The sequence below is a fragment of the Streptomyces sp. NPDC127068 genome (assembly GCF_042724695.1).
In the GTDB taxonomy this organism is placed as follows: domain Bacteria; phylum Actinomycetota; class Actinomycetes; order Streptomycetales; family Streptomycetaceae; genus Streptomyces.
In genome coordinates, this window is sequence record NZ_JBHXEN010000016.1 from 93,579 (window position 1) to 114,807 (window position 21,229).

Genomic DNA, 21,229 nt, shown 5'->3' on the forward strand with positions numbered 1-21,229 from the left:
CCTGCCGCGCGGAGCTTCCGCTACCGAGGGCTCGCGCCTGGGTGACGGGAGGTCCCCCTACCGGTGATGAGGCCCGCGTGATGAGTGCCCAGTTCAGGTGTGCTTCGGCGTGCTGGGGAAGGCGTGTCGGGTAGCGGGGCCGCCCCCTCAGAACCGTGCGTGCGTCTCTCGACGCACGGCTCAAGCAGGCCGCGAGGGCTGGCACTGCTCTCTCCGGTGATCACCAGCGTGGTGCTGCTGGTGACAGGCGGTGTGTCGGAGTTCCAGATTCTTCAACTCGTCGGAGCCACCTGCACGCCGGTAGACGACGTGGTGCACGTTGAGCGCACGCGAAGCGGCCGAGAACCAGTTCACCCAATCGTGAACGTCATCTGGTTGATACTCGGCTCCTTCGATCAGGTCCAGACCGCATCCGGCACAGAGTCCCCGTTGCCGTGCGGCCAGTGTCAGGACTAGCCTGCGCTCGGCCGACGGCAACTTCCTTTTACTGATTCTCTGTTGCCAGTATTCCTGCATCGCAGGGTCGTCCTTTGAGGCATTGGAGCGAACCGCTACGTGCCGGATGATGCGCGTCCATTTGAACTTGTGGAGATAGTATTGGCCGGAGCCAAATACCCACGTGTCCCTGCTCCTAGGCCGGTGCTGACCCCAGTAGTGTCTACGGATCCACACACGGCCTTGGTTCTGGTGTTCCCGGACTGCCCACCGCCATAGGGTGATGAACATGTACCGGTCCAGATTGCCGAAGGTGTCGGATGCGCAGGACCCTCGGTAGTAGGTGGACCATCCTTTGACGAGCGGGCTCAGCTCGGCAATAAGCGCCTTGGCTGGTGCACCCCTCTTGGACCGAACAGTCTCCCTGATCTTCCCTCGAACCCTTCGCACGGCTTCCTGGCTCGGGCGTGCGAGGACTTTTCCGTCACGATACCGGCGGAAGTTGAACCCCAGGAAATCGAATCCTTCATCGAGATGGACCACACGGGTCTTTTCCTCGTTGAAGGTGAGTCCTCTGGGGCGCATCCATTCTGCCAGCTCGTCTCGGATCCTCACCGCCTCTTCCTTCGTGTGACAGAGCACGACGAAGTCGTCGGCGTACCTGACCAGCACCGGAGTTCCCATGACGGACCTTTGCACTCCACTCTTGAAGGTTTCCGTACGTACTCCGACAGCCGTCTCCATCCCGTGGAGAGCGATGTTCAGCAGCAAGGGGCTAACTACTCCGCCCTGCGGGGTTCCTTCCTCGGTCGGAGAAAAGCGCCCGTCTTCCATCACTCCCGCTTTAAGCCATCCCTGGACAAGTTTCCTGGCAGGGAACTGCCCGATGGCCGCCATGAGGTGATCGTGGTCGATGCGATCGAAGGCGGATGCAAGATCCGCGTCGAGGACCCACAGTCGCCGCGCATTTCGTTTCGCGGTGACACTGTGGATCGTCTCCATCGCGTCCTGGCATCCGCGGCCGGGGCGGAAGCCGTAGCTCCTGCCATCGAACCGGGCTTCCCACTCGGGCTCCAGCGCGTTCTTGACGCGCGCCTGGTGGACGCGGTCCCTGATCACGGGGATGCCGAGCGGTCGCTTCTTCCCGTTCGCCTTCGGGATGTACACACGTTTCACCGGTTTGGCCTTGAGTCCTGATTCGGCATCAATATGCCGGGCCAGGCGCCCCCTTTCCATCGGAGTGAGGGCCCTCTCTCGGTCCACGCCGGCGGATCTCCTGCCTGAACTCTGCTGTGCCACTCTCCGCACGCTTTGCAGCGTGTTGGAGTGTGAGCGCAGCATGAGCTTCTGGAGATTGCGGACCTTCTTGAGGTCCCCTTGCTGTGCAGCCTTGAAGATTCGTTGTCGCAGTCGCCTTACTTCGCCATCCACCTTGGCCCACTCAGTTTCATGCCAGGCGGCAGCATCGTCCACGGTTCCGTTCCGGGCGAGGTCGTTCCTGAGATTCGATCCCATGTTCTTCCCCTCCTTGTCTAACTTGCACCGTGGTTCGGGTTGTGCTCGCTGTCTCTTCAAAGGCCCACCTGACCCGCGTGGGCTCCCTTTCGGGTCCGGGTATCAGCCCGGTATCCGCTTAGTTATGGCCAGCGGCGGAGAGTGCCGGTATCTGGCGTTTCCCATGAGCTTTCGCTCTAGCGGCATTCGCTTCTCGGGTCATCCTGTTCCCGCAGCGGAGTTGGGCCTTCGTTACCGTCGGCTTACCGTTTCCGGACCGCTACGGGGTTTCCATGTTCCACTTCCTCAAGTCCCGTCCAGGTAGGGTGCCCTCTATAGCCCGAGGCCATGGTGACCATCTCCGGACTTACGAATATCCGGAGCATGTGACGCCTCTCAGCGTCCGGCCTTGTCGTCGCCCACTTCTTGCCACTGCGACGTACGCGTTACGGGCCGTGCAAACGAGGGTTCGCGGTGTCTCACCCTTCTGAACTTTCCCTGGTCTGTGCACTGCGGTGGCCCGCAGTTTCCTTGGACCTTCTCCTCCGGCTCAGCACCACGGCGTTACCGCCATCGCACCCGGAGTCGGGAACCGACTGTGGTCACTATCGGGGCGGGTTCCCTCTCTCCTTTCCTCCCGCCACTTGATAGAAGTGGCTTTCATGTCGCACTCGTAGTCGCGTGCGTTGCGGCGGGCGTTCATGCACCAGCCGATGGTCCGCTCGACTTTCCAGCAGCGGGGCAGCGACGACGAAGCCCTTGGCCCGTTTGGGCCGGGAGACGATGCGCAGGGTGGGCCAGAGCCCGCCATTTCGCGCCGTTGTCGACGATGCAGCGGATGCCTCGACGATCTCCCGTCGGGGCCACTTCTCCGGATGTCCGCCGGTCCTGGTCTGGCAGGCCGCGGGGTGGCAGCAAGGGTTCGAGCAGTGCCCATTCGGCGGCGGAGGTGTCGGACGGGCAGCGGCGGCGACGGACCGCAGCGGGTATGGCGGGCTCGGCAGGATGTTCGGCGGCGGGGGCTACTTGGTGGGCGAGGGTGGCGCGGACGCCGGTGAGCTGGGCTGGGGCGAGCTGTGCCCATTCGTCGTCGGGGTAGCGGGCCAGGTGCGGCTCGAACGTGCCCGTGATCACCCGGGTGAGGCGACCGAGGATCTGTGGGAACTGTCGCTTGTCGTACTCGATCCAGTCCGCATGGTCGTCGGAGAGCATGAACCCGTCGCGGCGGGTCCAGGTGATAAGCGTCAGGTTCTCCGCGGCGATGCCGTCGCGGAGGAGCCGGATGGCGCGGCCAATCTGCGGGCGGGTCAGGCGGCTGGCTACCATGAGCAGCCCCCACGAAGGGACCGGTCAAGGGGCGCCGGCCCCGGTTGCACCGTCCACCGTGACGCGCACGACACACCGGGGCAGGGCGTGAACCAGGGGCGCTCGAAGCGCTCGACAATCGCTTCAAACTTCCGGGCACAACAAGGGGTGTTGGATGTTTTCGCGAGGCGTTCGGCTATGGCGTTTTTGTAACGCCGTTCCGCGACGCCCGCCTAGGGCGTGTATCGAAAGTGCTGGTCGTCGACGTGGCACTACCTCAATGACATGCGGTCTTCGCTCGGTTGTGCTGGGATCAATCGCTATGAATGACTATTTCCCTGATGAAGCCGACTTGCCGGACAGGATGGAACGGAACCTGGCGGAACACGCCTGCCATCTGCACCGGAATATGCCCGGTGCGACCGTCACAGAGACAGGCGACCTCCTGGTCGCGGACAGCGGCCTGAACGACGACACGTTCAACATCGTCGCCGCGGCCCGCTTCACCGCCGACGACGCCGCGGTCCGCATCGCCGAGACCGTCGGGATGCTGGCTGGCTCCGGCCGAAGTTTCTCCTGGTGGGTGGGCCCTGCCTCGACACCGGCAGACCTCACTGCCCGCCTGACGGCGGCCGGTCTGCCGGTGTCCGAACGTGAGACGGCGATGTGGGCCGAGCTGGACGACACCCTGCCGCTTCCCTCTGTCCCGGGTCTGGACATCCGGACGGTGACCACGCCCGAACAGCTCGCCGAGTACGCCACGGTCCTCGCAGCGAACTGGAATCCACCCGCCGAAACCGTCCACGACTTCTTCGCCCGGGCCGCTTCGCAGGCGCTGGCCGCGACCTGCCCGGCCCGGTACCTGGTGGGCTACGTGGAGAACCGTCCGGTCTGCTCCGCCGAGGTGTTCCACCACGCGGGAGTCGCCGGCATCTACAACATCTCCACCCTGGCCGCCCACCGCCGGCGCGGCTACGGCGGAGCCATCACGCTCGCGGCCCTTCACACAGCCCGCGAGCGAGACCACCGCATCGCGGTCCTGCAGGCGTCAGCCGACGGAGAGCCCGTCTACCGCCGTCTGGGGTTCCGCGCCTGCGGCCAGTTCGTCGAACATGCCATCAACGCCTGAACCGCCAAGACTCCACGGACGTCCGTCATTCCTGAACAAGCTGGTCACAGCCATTCATTGACGGCCGCTACGAGGACAGTGGCCTCGTAGCGGCCCGCGAGCTTGTCGTATCTCGTGGCCACAGCCCGGTTCCTTTGCGGCGGTTGATACCGCACTCGACGGCATGCCGAGCCTTGTAGTCCTCAGCATTGATCCCGGGCGGCCGACCACCGCGGGAGCCGCGCTTCTTGCGGTTGCGCGCCTGGTCGGCCTAGTCAGGGATGGTGCAGCGGATACCGCGCCGGCGCAGGTAGGCGCGGTTCTTGCGGGAGGCGTACGTCTTGTCCGCGCGGACCCGGTTGGGACGGACGCGCGGCAGGCCCGGCCCGAGGCGAGGCACACGGACTCTCTCCAGCACGGGCTCGAACTGTGGCGAATCGCCGCGCTGCCCTGCCGTGATCACGATCGACATGGGCTTCTGTCCCTGCTCGACCGCCAGGCGCAACTTGGTGGTGAACCCGCCGCGCGACCTTCCCAGCCCGTGATCTCCGGGCTCGGTGACCACACCACCCGGCGGTTCTTTCTGCAGGTCACCCCGCTTGCGGGCCCCGGCCGCATGCTGGTGAGCGCGGCAGACCGTGGAGTCGACAGTCAAGTCCCAGACGATCGCGCCCCTCCTGTCGGCCAGGGATTGAAGCCGAGTGAGAATCCGCTGCCAGGTGCCGTTGCGCTGCCACCGGCGGAACAAGTCGTAGACCCGGCTCCACGGTCCGTACTCGACGGACACGTCCCGCCATGGCACACCGGTCCGCACACGGAACCGTATGCCGTCGATCAACTGCCGCCGCGGCCAGACGGGCGGCCGCCCCGCTCTGGCGCCCTTCGGCAGTAACAGCTCCAGCACTGCCCACTGCTCGTCCGTAAGACCTCCCCGTCCCATGAACCGTGATCATTCATAGCTCAAGATCCATTTCGATACACGGCCTAGTAGTGCTTTGTTAGGTGGTGTCGTAGGGCTGCCATGGAGTGGGCTGTCGGCAGGTGGGGCAGGTGCCGGTCCAGGTGGCGATGAGGTGTTGGAGGATTGTCAGGGTCTGGTAGAGGGTCAGGCCCTGGCAGGGGCTTTTGGGTGGGTCCGTTCTTCGGTGAGGAAGAGGTGGGCGGCGGTCACGAGGGTGACGTGCCGGTGCCAGCCGGTGAACGAGCGGCCCTCGAAGTGGTCCAGCCCGAGAGCGGCTTTGAGTTCGCGGTAGTCGTGCTCTATTCGCCAGCGTGACTTCGCGAGCCGGATCAGATCCTTCGCCGGGATGGTCTCCGGCAGGTTTGAGATCCAGTACTTGACCGGCTCTGTTTCACCATCGGGCCACTGGGCGATCAGCCAGGTGAGGGGGATCGTGCCGTCGGCGGCGGGCTTGGGACGCCGTCCTGCGAGGCGGACGCGCAGGAGTCGAAGTGCGAGCTCATCGCCGCCCTGGAGCCCTTGCGCCAGGTCACCGCCCGACCCTGGTGGCGGCCTGCGGCGATGACGTGGTCGCGTAAGGAAACGGGGCGGGTGCGGTAGCGGGGCAGCGGCCGGGGGCCGAGCCCGCTGTAGACGGGCTGATACGGCTCGGCAATCGCGCCATGGGCGGTCATCTCACCCTTGGCCTGCAGGACATGGGCAAGGCCGCGGGCTTCCAGGCCGTGCCGGAAGTCCGCGTTCGCGCCGTATCCGGTGTCGGCGACGAGTACGGCCGGCCGCAGCCCGGTGGCGGCCAGTGCATCCAGCATCTCCAGCGCGAGCCGCCACTTCGGGCGGTGAACCTCACCCGCCGGGATGCGGCACACAGCCCGGCGGGCCGCAGCGTCCGGATCGTCCCACACAGCAGGCAGGAACAGCCGCCACGACAACGGACACGAGGCCGTGTCCGAGGCGGCATGAACACTGACCCCGATCTGGCAGTTGCCGACTTTCCCCAGAGTGCCCGAGTACTGCCGGGCCACCCCCGGCGAGGAGATCCCGTCCTTGGGGAAGCCGGTGTCGTCCACCACCCACACCTGCGGACGCACCACGCGGACCGCCCTCCACGCCAGGTGGGCCCGCACGTCCTGGACAGGCCAGGTCGAGGAGGTCATGAACTGCTGCAACTGTTGATGATCAACACCAAGGCGTCCGGCCATGGGCTGCATCGACTTCCGCCGTCCGTCCAGCAGCAGACCCCGCAGACACAGCAGGCTCTTCACCCGCTGATCCCGTCGCACCAGCGGCGCGAACACCTCGCCGGCGAACTCCTCCAACCGGACCCGACACGCAGCAAGCTCCCCAGCCCTCATACAACCAGCGAACTACCAGACACCAAATACGACAAGACCACCTAAAAAAGCACTACTAGACCACGCGCGTATCTGGAGATGATCGACCGCACCCGAGCCGAAGGGCAACGACTCCACCTCGCCATCACGGCCGACGGCCACGAAACCCTTGGGGAAGTGCTGCTCAACCTTTCCCGAGGCACCATGGGCTACGGCGTCGGCGCCGCACCGCGGACAACGCCTGGCCCTGCGTGCCGCGCAACTCCTCACCGAATACGCCCACCAGACCCTGGCGCTACCCCGCGTACTGCTGGAAATCGAGGCTGACAACGCAGCCGGCCTCTCCATCGCACGGGCCTTGGATTTCCGTCCCACCAACGACGAGACAGAACAAGTGGACGGGAAAGGCCGTGCCTTCGTTCTGCACGTCTGGGCCCACGACGCTCCCGTGCCCAGGTGACCACTGACGCCTTAACCCCGCATTCGCCAGTTGGGATACGTAGCCAATCACCCCTCCACGAACTTCTGCGGAGCAGCAATAGGTACGCAGGAACGTCTAGGCTTGCTTCGCAAGACGTCGCTCCGCAGATCCCGTTCCTGACATCTGAACGGAACGGTTCTCCTGGACGAATCCTCCCAGGAACGAAGAATCAACGGCATCGGACGACCTGCCGTTCAGCGGGCGGTAGTTCCACGGTGTACACCCCGCGTTCCAGGCGTCGAACGTTCCGTTCCGCACAGTGGAACAGCGTGCCAGCGTGAATCGCCTTCCCTTCCGCGTTCTCCTGTGATGTTCAGGAGCCTTGCCAGAGGACCTGGCGGCCCTCCCCCATCCGATGCCGTGTCGCTCCTCGCCAACTGGCTGGCGGTGCGCGAACTCGCGCCACGCTCCCAGCGTGACGGCTCCTGACCTGCCCGTCCTGCCCGCGAGCCCGCCGCTTCACTTCATGCAAAGGCCCGCCTCCGACCGGTCAGAGGATGCACACCAGAGCACGGACGAGATCCCCACACGACACCGGAACGCTGCTTCCGACTCTCACGTCGGCCTATCCCAGCAGCGAAAGGCGTACCACCCGTTCGAGGGTACTGGCGTTGACATTCGCGTTGCCCGCGACAATCGTTCTCGTCGCTCCAACGCCTCCTCGTGCTGGCCCTCGTGCGTTCCTTCCGAACGCACACAGCCAGCTTCTGTCTCCACAACTCTTCGCGTGGAAGGCTCTTATGGTGAGTGATGTTCAGGCGCATCCCGGCGATACGACGCCCTACGCTCCCGTTCAGCGTACTGGAGCGGCTTCCGTGCGCCGGATCGTGGTCGTGCGGCCTGGGATGTGTGGCCCGCTGCAATCGCTGGTCGCGTGTGTGGGGGACTGGACCTGGGAGACCGTCAGCATGGTGTGCGGACTTGACGTCTGCAACGCCCGCAACGCGCAGGGACTCCCCTCCTACCTCTCGTTCTACTACTACCGGATCTCTTCCAGCGGCCGGCTTCGCCCCCAGGACCTGACGTTCGGCGACCGAATCGAGGTCGATTCTCTCGTCTTCGACAGCGGTCGTCTGTCCGTTCTGACGGCGCACCGCATACGCCGGACCACGGGCCCACTACAGCCGCCCCTGCCCTTCGACGTGGACGAGATCCAGGGCCGGCCGCGCCCTGACTGCCTGTACGTGGAGAACCTCAATGTGTGGGTCTCGCGCAGCAATCCGTACAGCAACGTCGCGCTGGTGCGCTCAGCACCGCTGGGATTCACCCACGCGCACCTGCCGCGCTCGCCGGGAGCCCCCGCGCCGCGCGTCCTGTGCGCCCAAACCCGTGACCTCGGCGTCTTCCCCGACCCGGCCCGGGCCCACTGGCCGCGAAGGGGCCCGGAGGTGACGTCGCAGCAACCGGTCGACGTCATCCGCGACGTCAACGGTGCCGGTCTCCTCTACTTCGCCGCCTTCTTCCCCATCGCCGAACGCGCGCAGCTGCACCAGTGGCGGGCCACCGGCCGCACCGACCGGGCCTTCCTGGACCGCACCCTCCTCGACGCCCGCATCTGCTACCTCGGCAACGCCGACCTCGACGCGACGCTCACCGTCGCCCTACGGACCTCGCACGACCCCGAAGACCCGGCACATGAGAAGAACGATCTCACCGTTCGTGACGCCACCACCGACCGCACCATCGCTGTGGCGGCGTTCCGCCATCGCGGCTTCGACCACTGAAGCCCCACACCGACCTCACGCCCCCGGACTCCGAAGGACAACCAGCCGTGTACACATATCTCACCACCCTCCTGACCGGCCAGTACCAAGTGGCCTGTGAGATCGAGCCGACGGCCACACTTGCCGAACTGGGACTGGACTCGCTCCTGGTGGCCGAGCTCGGTGCCGACCTCCAGGACGCTCTGGACGTGCCCATCGAGGACGGGGACATCACCCTCTCCACCACTGCGGAGCAGCTCGCCGCGCTCCTGGAGGCCAAGGGCGCGAAGGCTACCCAGTGACGCCCTCTCACCGCCCGGACCGGGAAGTCCTCATCACCGGCATCGGCATGGTCACTCCAGCCGGAGTCGGCACTGCGGCATCATGGAGGGCCGTTTGTGAGGGCGCTCCCACCGGAGCGGCGGCCCCGGCGCTGTCCGGCCTGCCGGTGGACTTCGCCTGCACGGTGCCCTCCTCCTTCGATCCCCTCGCCCACCTCGGCGCTCACGCGCGCCGGATGGACCGCTTCATCCAACTCGCGGTGGTGGCCGCCCGCGAAGCCGTCACCGACGCGGGTCTGGGCACCGGAGGGTGGGATGCCGTCCGCGTGGGCGTCGTGGTGGGGGCAGGGGTCGCGGGTGTGACGACCTGGGAGACGCAGACCCTGCGACTGGACCATGACGGCCCGCAGTTCGTCGCCCCCCTCACCGTACCCGCGGCGCTCGCGAGCATGGCGGCCGCGCGTGTTTCCATGGACCTCGCCGTCCATGGGCCCAGTCACACCGTCTCCACGGCCTGCGCCTCGGGCACCACCGCGATCGGCACCGCCCTGGACCTGCTGCGCGCTCAACGGTGCGACATCGTCCTGGCCGGCGGTACCGAGGCCGCGGTGTCCCGGCTCACGGCCTCCGCGTTTCACCGCCTCGGCGCGCTCTCCACCCGTCGCACGGACCCGGCCGCCGCCTCCCGACCCTTCGACCGCGACCGGGACGGCTTCGTGTTGGGCGAGGGCGCCGCTGTCCTCGTACTGGAAACGACACTCCACGCGTGTGCCCGGAACGCGCGCGCCTACGCCAGGCTGCTGGGCTACGGCGCCACCTCGGACGCTCACCACCTCACCGACCCCGATCCCGAAGGCCGCGGCGCCGAACTCGCCCTGCGCCAGGCCCTTGCCGATGCCGACGTCACCGCACGCGACATCGCTCACGTCAACGCGCATGCCACCGGCACACCCCGTGGCGACGCGGCCGAAGCCCATATGCTCCAGCGGCTGTTCACCCATGGGCCGTGCGTCTCATCCGCCAAGGGGGTCACCGGTCACTTGCTGGCCGCCGCCGGCGCAGTCGAGGCCGCGCTGACCGCCCTGACCATCCACCACGGCCTCATCCCACCGACCGCCAACCTCCACACCCCTGATCCGGCTCTCAGCCTCAACCTGCCCACTACGGCCTATCCAGGCCCCGTTCCCCTGGCAGTCACCGAATCCTTCGGATTCGGCGGCCAGAACGCCGCCCTTGTCCTTGCCACCGTCTGACAACCACCGCCCCACCCGGGAGCACATCATGACCACGACCACTCACATCATCACGGGAGCCACTGGCCTGGTCGGATCTGCCCTCGTCCTCGAACTCGGCACCCGTACCGACGCCCGTCTGATCTGCCTCGTGCGGACCCACGGGCACGACGACGCCCGCACGCGGTTGCGCGGTATTCTGCGCAGCGCTGCCCATGCGTACCTGGTCCCTCCTGCGCAGACCGAACGGATCCTGCGTCGCGTCACCGTGATCCCCGGCATCGATCTGACCGCTGACCTGCGCGGTCTGCCCCTGCCTGCGGGGACGGGTCGCACCGAGTTCTGGCACTGCGCCGCGCGCATGCTCTTCCGCGAGAGAGAACGGCGAGGCAACTTCGCCACCAACGCAGCAGGCACCCGGCGTGCCCTCACCCTCGCAGAGCAGCTCCGGACAACGGCCTTCAATCTGATCAGCACCGCCTACGTCGCAGGCCGGGCACAGGGAACCGTCACCGAACAGGCCATCACCGACCCGCAGGGCCGAAACCCCTACGAACGGAGCAAAATGGCCGCCGAACGCATTGCCCTGACCGCCAATGGTCGAATGTTCGTGCGAATCCTGCGTCCCTCGATCATCGTCGGGCACAGCACCACGCTTCGCTACGTCGCGAAACCCGCCGGCGCCTACTCCGGGCAATCACTCATCGCCGCCTTCTACCGCACCGCCGGCCGTAGCTTCCGTCATGAACCGTGCCGCATCCAGGTCACGCCCGACGAGCCCTTCAACATCGTCCCCATCGACCACGTCGTACGCGAAGCCGTCGACATCAGCCAGCGTCCAAGCGCCTCGGGGGTGTTCCACCTGACCAATCCCACGCCTCCCAGCACCGGCGACTTCATCCGCGCCTGTGTGGCCAACGCCGGCGGTGCCGAACCTCGCTTCGTCCAGGACTCCGGATGGCTCAGCCCTCGCGACCGGGTCCTGCACGACATGCTGTCCGTCTACCACGCCCACATCAACAACTGCCAGCATTTCGACCGCACCCGTTGCGACGCCGCTGTCGTCGACCCGTCGGTCGCCGCCTGGCACCTCGCCCCGGAGACCCTGCGGGGCCTGTTCCGTCCCTTCGCCCAGCGCAGACCGTCCGCGCACACCGACTGAGCGCTCACAAGAACCAGTGCGGGCGCCTGCGGGGCGAAGTCCCCTCGGTACGGCTCCGCGATCGGCCGTCGCTACGCGCTGTCGGTCTGTACGGCTTGCTCAAGCAGGCCGCCGCGGATGATTTCGGTCACGGAGGCGATGTCTCCGTGCAGGGGCCGGTCCGCTTCGGCGAACGGCACATGGCGGCGCACAAGCTCGTGGACGGCTCTCAGCGTGGGACTGAGCGCCTCCCCTCGCAGTTCAACGGCTTGGCACAGGGCGATCACATGGATGGCGGCGGTGTTCAGGGCCAAGTCGACTACGCGGCGGGCGTGACGCGCGGCGATGGTGCCCATGCTGACTTTGTCTTGGTTGTGCGCCTCGGTGGAACGAGAGAACGCGCTGGCCGGCGTGGTCAAATGCAACGCCTCAGCCGTGAGGGCGGAGGCGGCGATCTGCATGCCCTTGAAGCCATGGTGCAGACCTGCCCGATCACCGCTGAAGTGTTGATGGGCAACGAGGTTGGCGGGTAGGCCCCGATTGTACTTCTCGTCGACGATCAACTGGAGCTGCCTGTCAAGCAAGTCTGCGGTACTGGCCACGGCGATCTTCAGGCTGTCCATGGCCTGAGCGACGTGCCCGCCGTAGAAGTTGCCGCTGTTGTGGACACTTTGTGTCGTGGCGTCGAAGAGAGGGTTGTCGTTCGCGGAGTTGATCTCCACCGTGAGCCATTGCTCAACCCAGCTCAGGGTGTCCCGCAGCACACCGTTGACGTGTGGAGCGCAGCGCACCGAATAGGGTTCCTGTAGACGCCGTTCCAGGTCCTCGAACCCCGGGTCGTCGAACCGGGCCTCCGATGCGGCACCGCAGGGAACCGGATGTTGGCCATCACCTTGGAGGAGGGTTCGAACAGCGGTCGCACTCGTCATCTGACCAGGATGCGGCTTCTGGTCATGCGGAAAGGCGGAGAACTCCTCCGGCCGGCCGTGGCGTGCTCGTACCAGCAGTGCGGTGCACAGTTCGACCGCGAAGACGAGACGTCGGCTGTCGACGGCGGCCAAGACGGCGAAGGCCGCCATGAACGAGGTGCCGTTGATCAGTGCGAGCCCTTCCTTGGCCTCCAGTTCCACCGGTCGCAGACCACAGGCCTTCAACGCTTCCGCCGCCGGCTGCCGGACCCCCTGGTGCACCACCTCGCCCTCGCCCGCCAGGACCGCCCCGAGATGGGCGAGTGGCGCGAGATCTCCGCTGGCACCCACGGAACCGCGCTCGGGGATGACCGGCAGGATGTTCAGCTCGATGAGCTTCATCAGCAGCCGCACCGGCTCGGGGCGGATTCCGGAGCATCCTCGGGCTAGACAGTTGGCACGGATCAGCATGGTCGCCCGCACCACTTCCCCAGGCGCCGGAGCCCCTGTCCCCACCTGCATGAACCGCATCATGTTCCGCTGCAACTCAGCCATCGAAGGGGAACCGATCCGCCGGTTGCTGCTGTCTCCGAAGCCGGTTGTGGCGCCGTACACAGGAGTGCCGGACTCGATCAGGTGGTTTCGCGTCGCCACGGAGCGGGCCATAGCCGCTTCCGCCCGCGCGGAGAGCGCTACCCGCACAGCGTGTGGAGTGCGGGCGACATCGGCGACGTCCCGCAAGGTGAGGGAGTGGCCGTCCAGGTTCGCTGCAATCACGTCCGCGGTCGAGTCATCGATCCGTTCAGAGCGCGATGACACACTGATCCCCTTTCACTCCGCCAGGCGCGGCCACTGAAGTCACAGCGCTCCCCAGTAAATGCGCTTTCACTAAATCGCAGGCATTCCGGAACCGCAACCTCGTGGCAGGAATGGCATTGTCGACCATGGGTGACGGGCTTGGCGGGTCATTTCTGACCACGGTTGAGAGAAGCCGAGCGCAGTTGATGCGGAGTGCGAAAGCCAGCTGTTCTCCTGCCATGCCAGCACCGGACGGAGAACAGAACTCGTTCCTCTCGGATCCCTTCGATGAACGACCGTGGCCACTCCCACCAGCTGGGGCCCTCGACGGCTCCGAGGCGGCCACGGTCGGTCCCTTCCCCGGTCCTGCCGACGCCGGCCGACGCCGAGAAAGGCCTCGGCGCGCTGGCCCCCTTTCGCCACGCATGCGCGCTCCCGCCCGGCCCCGGGCCGCGGCGAGCCGCCAGCGGTCAGCCGGCGCAATCGCCTTCGGTGGAATGTCGGTCGAGCGTTTGCTCCCACCGACTCAGGGTGTCCGAGGCATCGCCACCTGATACGGCAAAGCCACTCCCCTACGAAGCGGCAGTCAGCCTCGCGTCGCTCCCCCGCTGGAGGCGCGGCGACGCGTTCGCCATGTGGGACGGCGTCGGCGAGGGCGTCCGTCGGGTTCGTGCACGACGAACTACCGAGGGCGGCTGCGCCCGAGGTCCGGGCCGGAGCGAACATCGACAAGAGCGTCGCGCTGAACGCCGGACTGATGCTGCGCGCGCCGCAGTGCGCGCCCTGGGCCGTGTGCCGCCGACTACTTCATCCTGGTCGGGAACGCCCCCGAGCTGCCGACGCGCCGGGGCGGGTGGGGGCCGACAGGGAGTCGGCGCAGGCCTCCGAATCCTCCGGGAGCCGGTGCTTCCTGTGCGGAGGTGACGGCCGGTGAGCCGATGGCCGGGAAGCCCGGTCCACCAAGAGGATTCCGTCGCGGACGTACGGATGAGGAGCGGCTGTGGCACGTGATATCGCCATTCTCGGGATGGGTTGCCGGTTTCCGGGGGATGTCTGCGGTCCGGAGGAGTTCTGGGAAATGCTGGCGGCCGGCGGCCATGTCTCGATGCCGCTGCCGCGGGACCGGGGCTGGGACATCGAGCGGCTGTGCGCGGCCGATCCGACGGCGCCGGGGGCGACGCCTGTGCGCCGGGGCGGGTTCGTCTCCGGGGTGGACGGGTTCGACGCCGACTTCTTCGGGATCGGACCGTTGGAAGCCACGGCGATGGACCCCCAGCAGCGCTGGGTGCTGGAGTGCGCCTGGCGGGCCCTCGAGCACGCGCGGATCCCGCCCGGTTCGCTGCGCGAAACGGCGACGGGGGTGTACGTCGGAGCCTTCGGAACCGGGTACGGGCAGCAGAGTCTCATGGCTGATTCGGATCATCTGGCCACCGGCCTGGCACTCTCCGTGGTGTCCGGCCGCGTTGCGCACGTGCTGGGGTTGAGGGGGCCGGCGGTCACGGTGGACACCGCGTGCTCCTCGTCGTTGACGGCCGCGCACCTGGCGGTGCAGGCGCTGCGCGCCGGTGAGTGCGAGGTGGCGTTGGCCGCTGGGGTGACGGTGATGGCCGGGCCGGAGACCCTCGTGCAGTTCGGGCGGGTGGGGGCGATGTCCGTAGATGGTGTGAGCCGGTCCTTCTCCACGGACGCGAAGGGCTTCGGGGCCGCGGAGGGCGTCGGCGTGCTGGTGCTGATGCCGCTGGAGCGGGCCGTGGTGGAGAACCGACGGGTCCTGGCGGTGATCCGGGGCAGCGCGTTGAACCAGGACGGCGCCAGCGAAGGGCTCGCAGTTCCGAACGGGACGGCGCAGCAGGCGGTGATGCGGGCAGCGCTGGCGGATGCGGGACTGCGCCCTGGGCAGGTGCAGTTGATCGAGGCGCACGGAACCGGCACCAGGGTGGGAGACCCGATCGAGGCCGGGTCGGTTCTCGCGGTGTACGGGGCGGACCGAGGTGATCGCGGTCCGGTGCGGATGGGGTCGGTGAAGTCCAACATCGGCCATGCCCAGGGCGCGGCCGGTATGGCGGGTTTGATCAAGGTGGTGCTCTCCCTCCAGAAGCAGTGGATGCCTGCGACGCTCCACGTGGGTGAGGCACTGCCCGGGACGGACGGTGATGAGGCGGGGGTGCGCCTGCTCAGGCAGGCCCGTCCTTGGCATCGGGGCCGTGAGCCGCGTCGTGCCGGGGTACTGGGGTACGGGGTCAGCGGGACCAACGCCCATCTGGTGGTGGAGGAAGCGCCCGCGCCGGCGTCCGTGGGGCTGGGTACCGGGACCGACCGGCCGCAGTCGGCTGCGTTGATGTGGCCGCTCTACGGGGCGACGGCTACCGGGCTGAAGGCGCAGGCTGCTGCCTTGGGGTCATGGCTCCGGGAGCGCGAACGCGAGCTGTCGGAGGACGTGGGCTGGTCGCTGGCGACGACCCGCACCCCGCTGGCCCACCGCGCGGTCGTCGCCGGTGCTGACCGGTGCGAGTTGCTGGCCGGACTGGCCGGACTGGCGGCCGGCGCGGAGGGCGGCTCGGTGGTCACGGGGCGCGCGGTGGGCGGCCCGGGACCCGTGTTCGTCTTCCCGGGCCAGGGCGGGCAGTGGGCGGGGATGGGCCGCCGGCTGATGGAGGAGTCCCCGGTCTTCGCGGAGACGTTCGCCGAGTGCGCGGCGGCGCTGGCGCCCTGGGTGGACTTCGACGTCACCGCAGTGGCCATGGGCGACTGCGCGCCCTCCGATCCGGAGCGAGCCGCGGTGGTCCAGCCGGTGCTGTTCGCGATGTACGTGGCGTTGGCGCGGCTGTGGCAGGCGCACGGAGTACGCCCGGCCGCGGTCATCGGCCACAGCCAGGGCGAGGTCGCCGCCGCCTGCGTCGCGGGTGCGCTCAGCTTGGAAGAGGCCGCCCGTGTGGTGGCACGGCGGGCCGCGGTTCTCCAGGAGGTGCGCGGGCGGGGAGCGATGGCGTCGCTGGGCCTGCCCGCGGAGCGGGCGCTACAGGTGCTCGCCCCGTGGGACGGCCGGGTGGAAGTGGCCGCGGACAACGGTCCGGCGGCCTGCGTCGTGGCAGGGGACGCGGACGTGGTGCGGGAGGTCGTGGACCGGTGCGGTGAGCGGGGAGTGCGGGCACGGCTGCTACCGGTCGACTACGCCTCGCACAGCCGACACCTCGACACGGTCCGGGACCGTCTGCTGGGCGAGCTCGGAGCAGTCGCCTCCGCCGTCCCCGGGGTCCCGATGTTCTCGACGACCAGCGGCGGCACGGTCGCGGCGGGTGAGCTGGACGGCGCCTACTGGTTCCGGAACGTGCGTGAACCCGTCGCCTTCGCACCTGCGGTCCAGGAGGCGATCGGGTCGGGCTACCGGCACTTCGTCGAGGTCTCGCCGCATCCGATGCTGACGGGGCCGCTGCGCGACATGCTCGCCGACGCCGCGGTCGAGGGCTCCGCGGACCGGACGATCCACCGCGACGACGCCGGCCTGACCGCCTTCCGGCGTTCCCTGTCCGAGGCCCATGTCCACGGTGCGGGCCTGGCGTGGGACAGGGTCATCCCCGCGGCAGGTGTCATCGACCTGCCCACCTACCGGTTCGAGCACCGCTCGTTCTGGCTGACGCCGTCGGCGGACTCGGCCGGCATCCACCAGACCGGACTGCGACCCGGCGGTCACCGCATGGTGCGTGCGGTGACCGACCTCGCCGACGGCTCCCTGCTGGCGGTCGGAAGGACGTCGCTGGCCACCCTTCCGTGGCTCGCCGACCACGCCGTCCACGGGACCGTGCTTCTCCCAGCCAGCGCCATGCTGGACCTCCTCGCCCACCTGGCCGATCGGGTCGGGCGGACCCGACTGAGCAACATCGTCCTGTGTGCCCCCCTGGTCCTGAGCGAGACGCCCGTCGACATCCAACTCCACTGCTCCCCGCCCGACCGCGACGGCCACCGCCACGTCGTGCTCGCCTCACGCGGCCACGGCAGGGACGGCTCGTGGACCCGGAACGCCGAGGCGACCCTCGCCGACCCGAGCGAACAGAACGACGCCGCACCGCACAAGCCCAATCCGGCGCACGAGTGGCCCCCGCCCGGCGCCGCCGAAGTGGACGTCGCCGCCGCCTACCGGGAACTGGACCGAATCGGCTACTGCTACGGCCCGGGGTTCCGCAACCTTCGCCGCGCTTGGAAGGACGGCAACACCACCTACACCGAGGTGGACCTTCCCCCCGGTCACACGAGCGACGGCTTCCTCACCCACCCGGCCCTCTTGGACGCGGCGCTGCACGCCCAGCATCACGGGCTGGCCGATGACCGTACCCTCCTGCCCTACGCGATCACGTCCTTCCAGATCCATGCGCGCGGCGCGCGCGCCCTGCACGCGACGGTCACCGCCACCGACCCGCGGACCGTGCGGGTGGAAGCCACCGACGCCTCCGGGCGGCCCGTCCTGACGATCAGCGGACTGCGGTCGCAGCACACCACCGATCGCCATCTGCGATCCCTGCTGGCCGTCGCCGACTCCGTGGCACACCAACACGGCTGGCAGCCGCTGACCGCGCCGCGGCAGCCCGCCGCACCGACTGCCGCCGACGCCACACCGGTATGGGGAGCGGTCACCACAGCGGACGACCTGCCCGTCCGGCACACGCTGCGGGATATCGCCCGGGCCGAGGAACTGGTCACCACCGGAGCCGGCAAACTCGACCGGCTCATCCTGGACTGCCGGACGGAAAGCACCTCGCTCCCGTCCGGCACGCAAGTGCACCAGCGCCTGGGCCGACTGCTCGGGGACCTACAGGCGTTCCTGGCCAGCGAAGCCCTCACGGACACACGGCTCCTGCTGCTGACCCGTCAGGCGCAGTCCACCGAGTTCGGGGAGTCGGTGAGGGACCCGGGGGCGGCGGCGTGCGCCGCGCTGGCGCATTCGGCAAGCCGCGAGCATCCGGGCCGCATCCAGATCCTCGACACCGGCGATCAAACCCCCACGTCCAGGACCCTGGCGCTCATGGACGACTCCCCGCACACCTGGCACGCCCAGCGCGCCGACTTCGTCCTCGTCCCGGAACTGGTCAGCGCCTCGGGTGGCGAAGCACTGACCCTTCCAGCGGACGGCGGCCCCTGGAGGTTGACGCCTTCTCCCCAGCGGGCTTTGGAGGACGTGCGACCGGTCGTCGCGCTGGATCTGGAGCAGCCGGTGGCCGCCGACCGGATCCGCGTCCGCGTCACCGCCACCGGTGTGAACTTCCGCGACACCCTCGTCTGCCTGGGTGTCCTCGATCTCGGCATCATCGGCTTCGAAGCCGCCGGCGTCATCACTGACGTCGGCGGCGACGTCACCGGATGGAGTCCCGGCGAGAGGGTCGTGGGCCTCTCCGACACCGCCGAACGGGGCTGCTACGCGTCCGCCGCGGACTTCCTCCCCCATCGGCTGGTCCGTGTTCCCCCGGGACTGCGCCTGACGCATGCCGCAGGGCTGCCCATCGTCTCCGCCACAGCCCGGGCAGCACTCGTCGACCTCGCACAGGTGCGGGCCGGCGAGAAGGTCCTCATCCACGCTGCCGCGGGCGGTGTCGGAAGCGTCGCCGTGCACATGGCACAGCGACTGGGCGCCGAGGTCTACGCCACCGCCAGTCCCTCCAAGCACGGTCTCGTCCACAGTGCCGGGATCCCCCGCGAACGCATCGCCGACTCCCGCAGTCTGGACTTCGAGCCCCTCCTGCGGACAGCCACCGGGGGCACCGGGTTCGATGTCATCATCGGCTCGCTGGCCGGAAAGTTCGTCAACGCCTCGCTGCGCCTGCTGCGCCCCAAGGGCCGCTACATCGAACTCGGCATGACCGATCGGCGCGACTCCGCCGACGTCGCCGCGAACCACCCCGGCATCGTCTACCACCGCTGGCACGCACTCGACCAGAGCACTTTCGACCTCGCCGACCACTTCGTGCCACCCACACAGAGCTGGAGCGTCCGGTACGCCCGCCAGGCCCTGCGACGCCTCAGCCAGGGCCGTACCACAGGGAAGACCGTACTCACCCAGCCCATCGCACTCGATCCGCACCACACCACTCTCATCACCGGCGGCACCGGCACCCTCGGCGCGGCCTTCGCCCGCCACCTCGTCACCCGGCACCGAGTGCGCCACTTGCTCCTACTCAGCCGCCGCGGCGAGTCCGCCCCGAACGCCCACGTGCTGAGGCACGAACTCGAAGGGCTCGGCGCCACCGTGACCATCACCGCGTGCGACACGGCCGACCGCGAGCAACTGGCCCACGCGCTGAGCACCATCCCCCCAGACCACCCCCTGGGTGCCGTCATCCACGCCGCGGGCACCCTCGACGACGCGCTGCTGGCCAACCAGACCCCGCTCCACCTGCGCAACGTACTCCGCCCGAAGGTGGACGCAGTCCTCAACCTCCACGAACTGACCGCCGACACGGACCTCAGCGCCTTCGTCATCTGCTCCAGCATGGCCGGCGTCCTCGGCAACCCCGGCCAAGCCAACTACGCGGCGGCCAACGCCTTCGTCGACGCGTTCGCCCACTGGCGCCGCCACCAGGGACTTCCCTGCATCAGCGTGGCCTGGGGGCTGTGGGAGGAAAGCAGCGAACTCACCGAGACGGTGACCACGCCAAGCACCGCTCGCATGGTCCGCGACGGCTTGCTCCCACTCACCACACGACAGGCCCTCAGCGCCTTCGACACCGCCCTCGACCTCGACCAGCCCTTCCTGGCGGCATTCGGCATCGCCCCCACCGCCGAGCACCCGATGCTGGCCGGCATCGTCCGGAGCCGACCCGCGCCGCTGCGCACCGCATCCGCGCACGACGTCCGCAGCGAGCGGGACCACCTGCTCTCCCTGACCCAGCCACAGCGCCTGCGCGCCCTGACCCGACTGGTCCAGGTCCATGCCGCCGCCGTGCTGGGCCACACCGGCCCTGAGCACATCGACCCCGACCGGGCCTTCCGCAGCGCCGGCTTCGACTCGCTCGCCGCCGTCGAACTCCGTACGCTCCTGTCCCGGGCCACCGGCACCCGCCTCACCGCCACCGCTCTTCTGGACCACTCCACCCCTGCCGCCCTCGCCCGTCACCTCACCACCCTCCTGCCCGCCGCGGACCGACAACCCTCCGCGACGACCGCCCCGGTCTTGAGCCAGCCGAACCCGACCGCCGCGCTGCGCGAAGCCTGGAACGCCGACTCCTACCCGGAGCGACTGCGCCGCGTGCAGCAGATCACCGGCGTCCGACGAGCAACCACCACCGCGGCGGAACTGCGCACCGAACCCCTACGGCGACTCAACGACACCGCTTCCGGCCCGCCGGTGGTATGCGTTCCGCCGCTCACCACCGCGCCGGAACACTCCCCCTACGCCCTGCTCGCCCAGCACACGAACCGATCGCACACCCTGTGGACCACCTCCCTACCCGGGCTCCGCGACAGCGATGACCTCCTCCCCTCCGACCTCTCCACCCTCACCCGTGCCTGGGTCACCCAGTTGGTTGCCCTCACCGACACCGGAGCCTTCGTCCTGCTCGGCCACTCCGCAGCCGGCCTCCTCGCCCATGCCCTCGCCCACACGCTCCAGCAGCACGGCAAGCCCGCTGCCGCGTTGATCCTGCTCGACCCCTTGCTGTCCAGCGGCATCGACCTGGGGATCATCGACGATGCCACCAGCCGCTTGGCCCTCTCCGACACACCGCTGACACCCGAACCCATCGCCGCCGTCGTCAGCTACGCCCAGTTGCTCATCGACTGGACACCCCCGCCCATCGACACCCCCACCCTGCTGCTCCACCCCCGCGGCAGCACACCCGACTGGCCACACCCTCACACCGCCCGCGCCGTCGCCGGCGACCACTTCTCCCTCCTGGAGCAGTACGCCGACAAGACCGCAGAAGCCTTCCGTACCTGGCTCGCGGCCCTCCCCTCTTCCTGACCGGGGCAGGCACGCACCACACCCTTCGCAGCCCACCGGGCTCCGACTCCGCCGCCTGCTTGCCAGCCGGCGGCCAACCTCCACGCGGAGCGGGTCCCGCACG

Annotated in this window: 10 protein-coding genes and 2 pseudogenes; 7 read left to right on the top strand and 5 right to left on the bottom strand. The window is 68.4% G+C overall.

The features are described from left to right. Nucleotides 1–180 precede the first annotated feature (180 nt). Nucleotides 181–1,950, bottom strand: coding sequence for a group II intron reverse transcriptase/maturase (ltrA, locus tag ACFWIA_RS12755; RefSeq protein ID WP_387003180.1), 1,770 nt, complete (start codon nucleotides 1,948–1,950; stop codon nucleotides 181–183). 678 nt (nucleotides 1,951–2,628) lie between these two features. Next, nucleotides 2,629–3,255, bottom strand: coding sequence for a hypothetical protein (locus ACFWIA_RS12760; RefSeq protein WP_387003181.1), 627 nt, complete (start codon nucleotides 3,253–3,255; stop codon nucleotides 2,629–2,631). Nucleotides 3,256–3,598: 343 nt separating this feature from the next. Between ACFWIA_RS12760 and ACFWIA_RS12765 the strand changes: the two genes are divergently transcribed. Next, nucleotides 3,599–4,363 carry a GNAT family N-acetyltransferase gene (locus tag ACFWIA_RS12765; RefSeq protein ID WP_387003247.1) on the top strand — a complete coding sequence of 255 codons (765 nt, stop codon included), beginning with the start codon at nucleotides 3,599–3,601 and terminating at the stop codon, nucleotides 4,361–4,363. 44 nt (nucleotides 4,364–4,407) lie between these two features. Here ACFWIA_RS12765 and ACFWIA_RS12770 read toward each other — a convergent pair. Continuing rightward, nucleotides 4,408–5,282: pseudogene (locus ACFWIA_RS12770) on the bottom strand (IS5 family transposase). Nucleotides 5,283–5,447: 165 nt separating this feature from the next. Continuing rightward, nucleotides 5,448–6,655, bottom strand: a pseudogene (locus ACFWIA_RS12775) (IS701 family transposase). A 148-nt stretch (nucleotides 6,656–6,803) separates the two neighbouring features. Between ACFWIA_RS12775 and ACFWIA_RS12780 the strand changes: the two are divergent. The 5 genes from ACFWIA_RS12780 to ACFWIA_RS12800 all read left to right on the top strand — a co-directional run bounded on the left by ACFWIA_RS12780 (nucleotide 6,804) and on the right by ACFWIA_RS12800 (nucleotide 11,493). Next, the gene (locus tag ACFWIA_RS12780; protein WP_387003183.1) at nucleotides 6,804–7,094 is read left to right on the top strand and encodes a GNAT family N-acetyltransferase; all 291 of its coding nucleotides are present in this window, start codon (nucleotides 6,804–6,806) and stop codon (nucleotides 7,092–7,094) included. 761 nt (nucleotides 7,095–7,855) lie between these two features. Continuing rightward, nucleotides 7,856–8,839, top strand: a complete 984-nt coding sequence (locus ACFWIA_RS12785; RefSeq protein WP_387003185.1) for an LnmK family bifunctional acyltransferase/decarboxylase — start codon at nucleotides 7,856–7,858, stop codon at nucleotides 8,837–8,839. A gap of 47 nt (nucleotides 8,840–8,886) precedes the next feature. Beyond that, on the top strand, nucleotides 8,887–9,120 hold the full coding sequence (locus ACFWIA_RS12790) for an acyl carrier protein (protein WP_387003187.1): 234 nt from the start codon (nucleotides 8,887–8,889) through the stop codon (nucleotides 9,118–9,120). Then, nucleotides 9,117–10,352, top strand: a complete 1,236-nt coding sequence (locus tag ACFWIA_RS12795; protein ID WP_387003189.1) for a beta-ketoacyl-[acyl-carrier-protein] synthase family protein — start codon at nucleotides 9,117–9,119, stop codon at nucleotides 10,350–10,352. Before ACFWIA_RS12790 ends, ACFWIA_RS12795 begins: the two co-directional genes overlap by 4 nt. A 28-nt stretch (nucleotides 10,353–10,380) precedes the next feature. Next, on the top strand, nucleotides 10,381–11,493 hold the full coding sequence (locus tag ACFWIA_RS12800) for an SDR family oxidoreductase (protein WP_387003191.1): 1,113 nt from the start codon (nucleotides 10,381–10,383) through the stop codon (nucleotides 11,491–11,493). 71 nt (nucleotides 11,494–11,564) lie between these two features. Here the strand turns inward: ACFWIA_RS12800 and hutH are convergent, their stop codons facing one another. After that, nucleotides 11,565–13,199, bottom strand: a complete 1,635-nt coding sequence (gene hutH, locus ACFWIA_RS12805) for a histidine ammonia-lyase (RefSeq protein ID WP_387003192.1) — start codon at nucleotides 13,197–13,199, stop codon at nucleotides 11,565–11,567. A gap of 979 nt (nucleotides 13,200–14,178) precedes the next feature. Here hutH and ACFWIA_RS12810 point away from each other — a divergent pair. After that, nucleotides 14,179–21,126, top strand: a complete 6,948-nt coding sequence (locus tag ACFWIA_RS12810) for an SDR family NAD(P)-dependent oxidoreductase (protein ID WP_387003194.1) — start codon at nucleotides 14,179–14,181, stop codon at nucleotides 21,124–21,126. The last annotated feature ends 103 nt before the right edge of the window (nucleotides 21,127–21,229 follow it).

Bases quoted from the DNA above. Each gene is read 5' to 3' on its own strand.
- ACFWIA_RS12765 (WP_387003247.1), top strand. From the start codon at position 3,599: ATGGAACGGAACCTGGCGGAACACGCCTGCCATCTGCACCGGAATATG.
- ltrA (WP_387003180.1), bottom strand. From the start codon at position 1,950: ATGGGATCGAATCTCAGGAACGACCTCGCCCGGAACGGAACCGTGGAC.
- ACFWIA_RS12785 (WP_387003185.1), top strand. From the start codon at position 7,856: ATGGTGAGTGATGTTCAGGCGCATCCCGGCGATACGACGCCCTACGCT.
- ACFWIA_RS12760 (WP_387003181.1), bottom strand. From the start codon at position 3,255: ATGGTAGCCAGCCGCCTGACCCGCCCGCAGATTGGCCGCGCCATCCGG.
- ACFWIA_RS12800 (WP_387003191.1), top strand. From the start codon at position 10,381: ATGACCACGACCACTCACATCATCACGGGAGCCACTGGCCTGGTCGGA.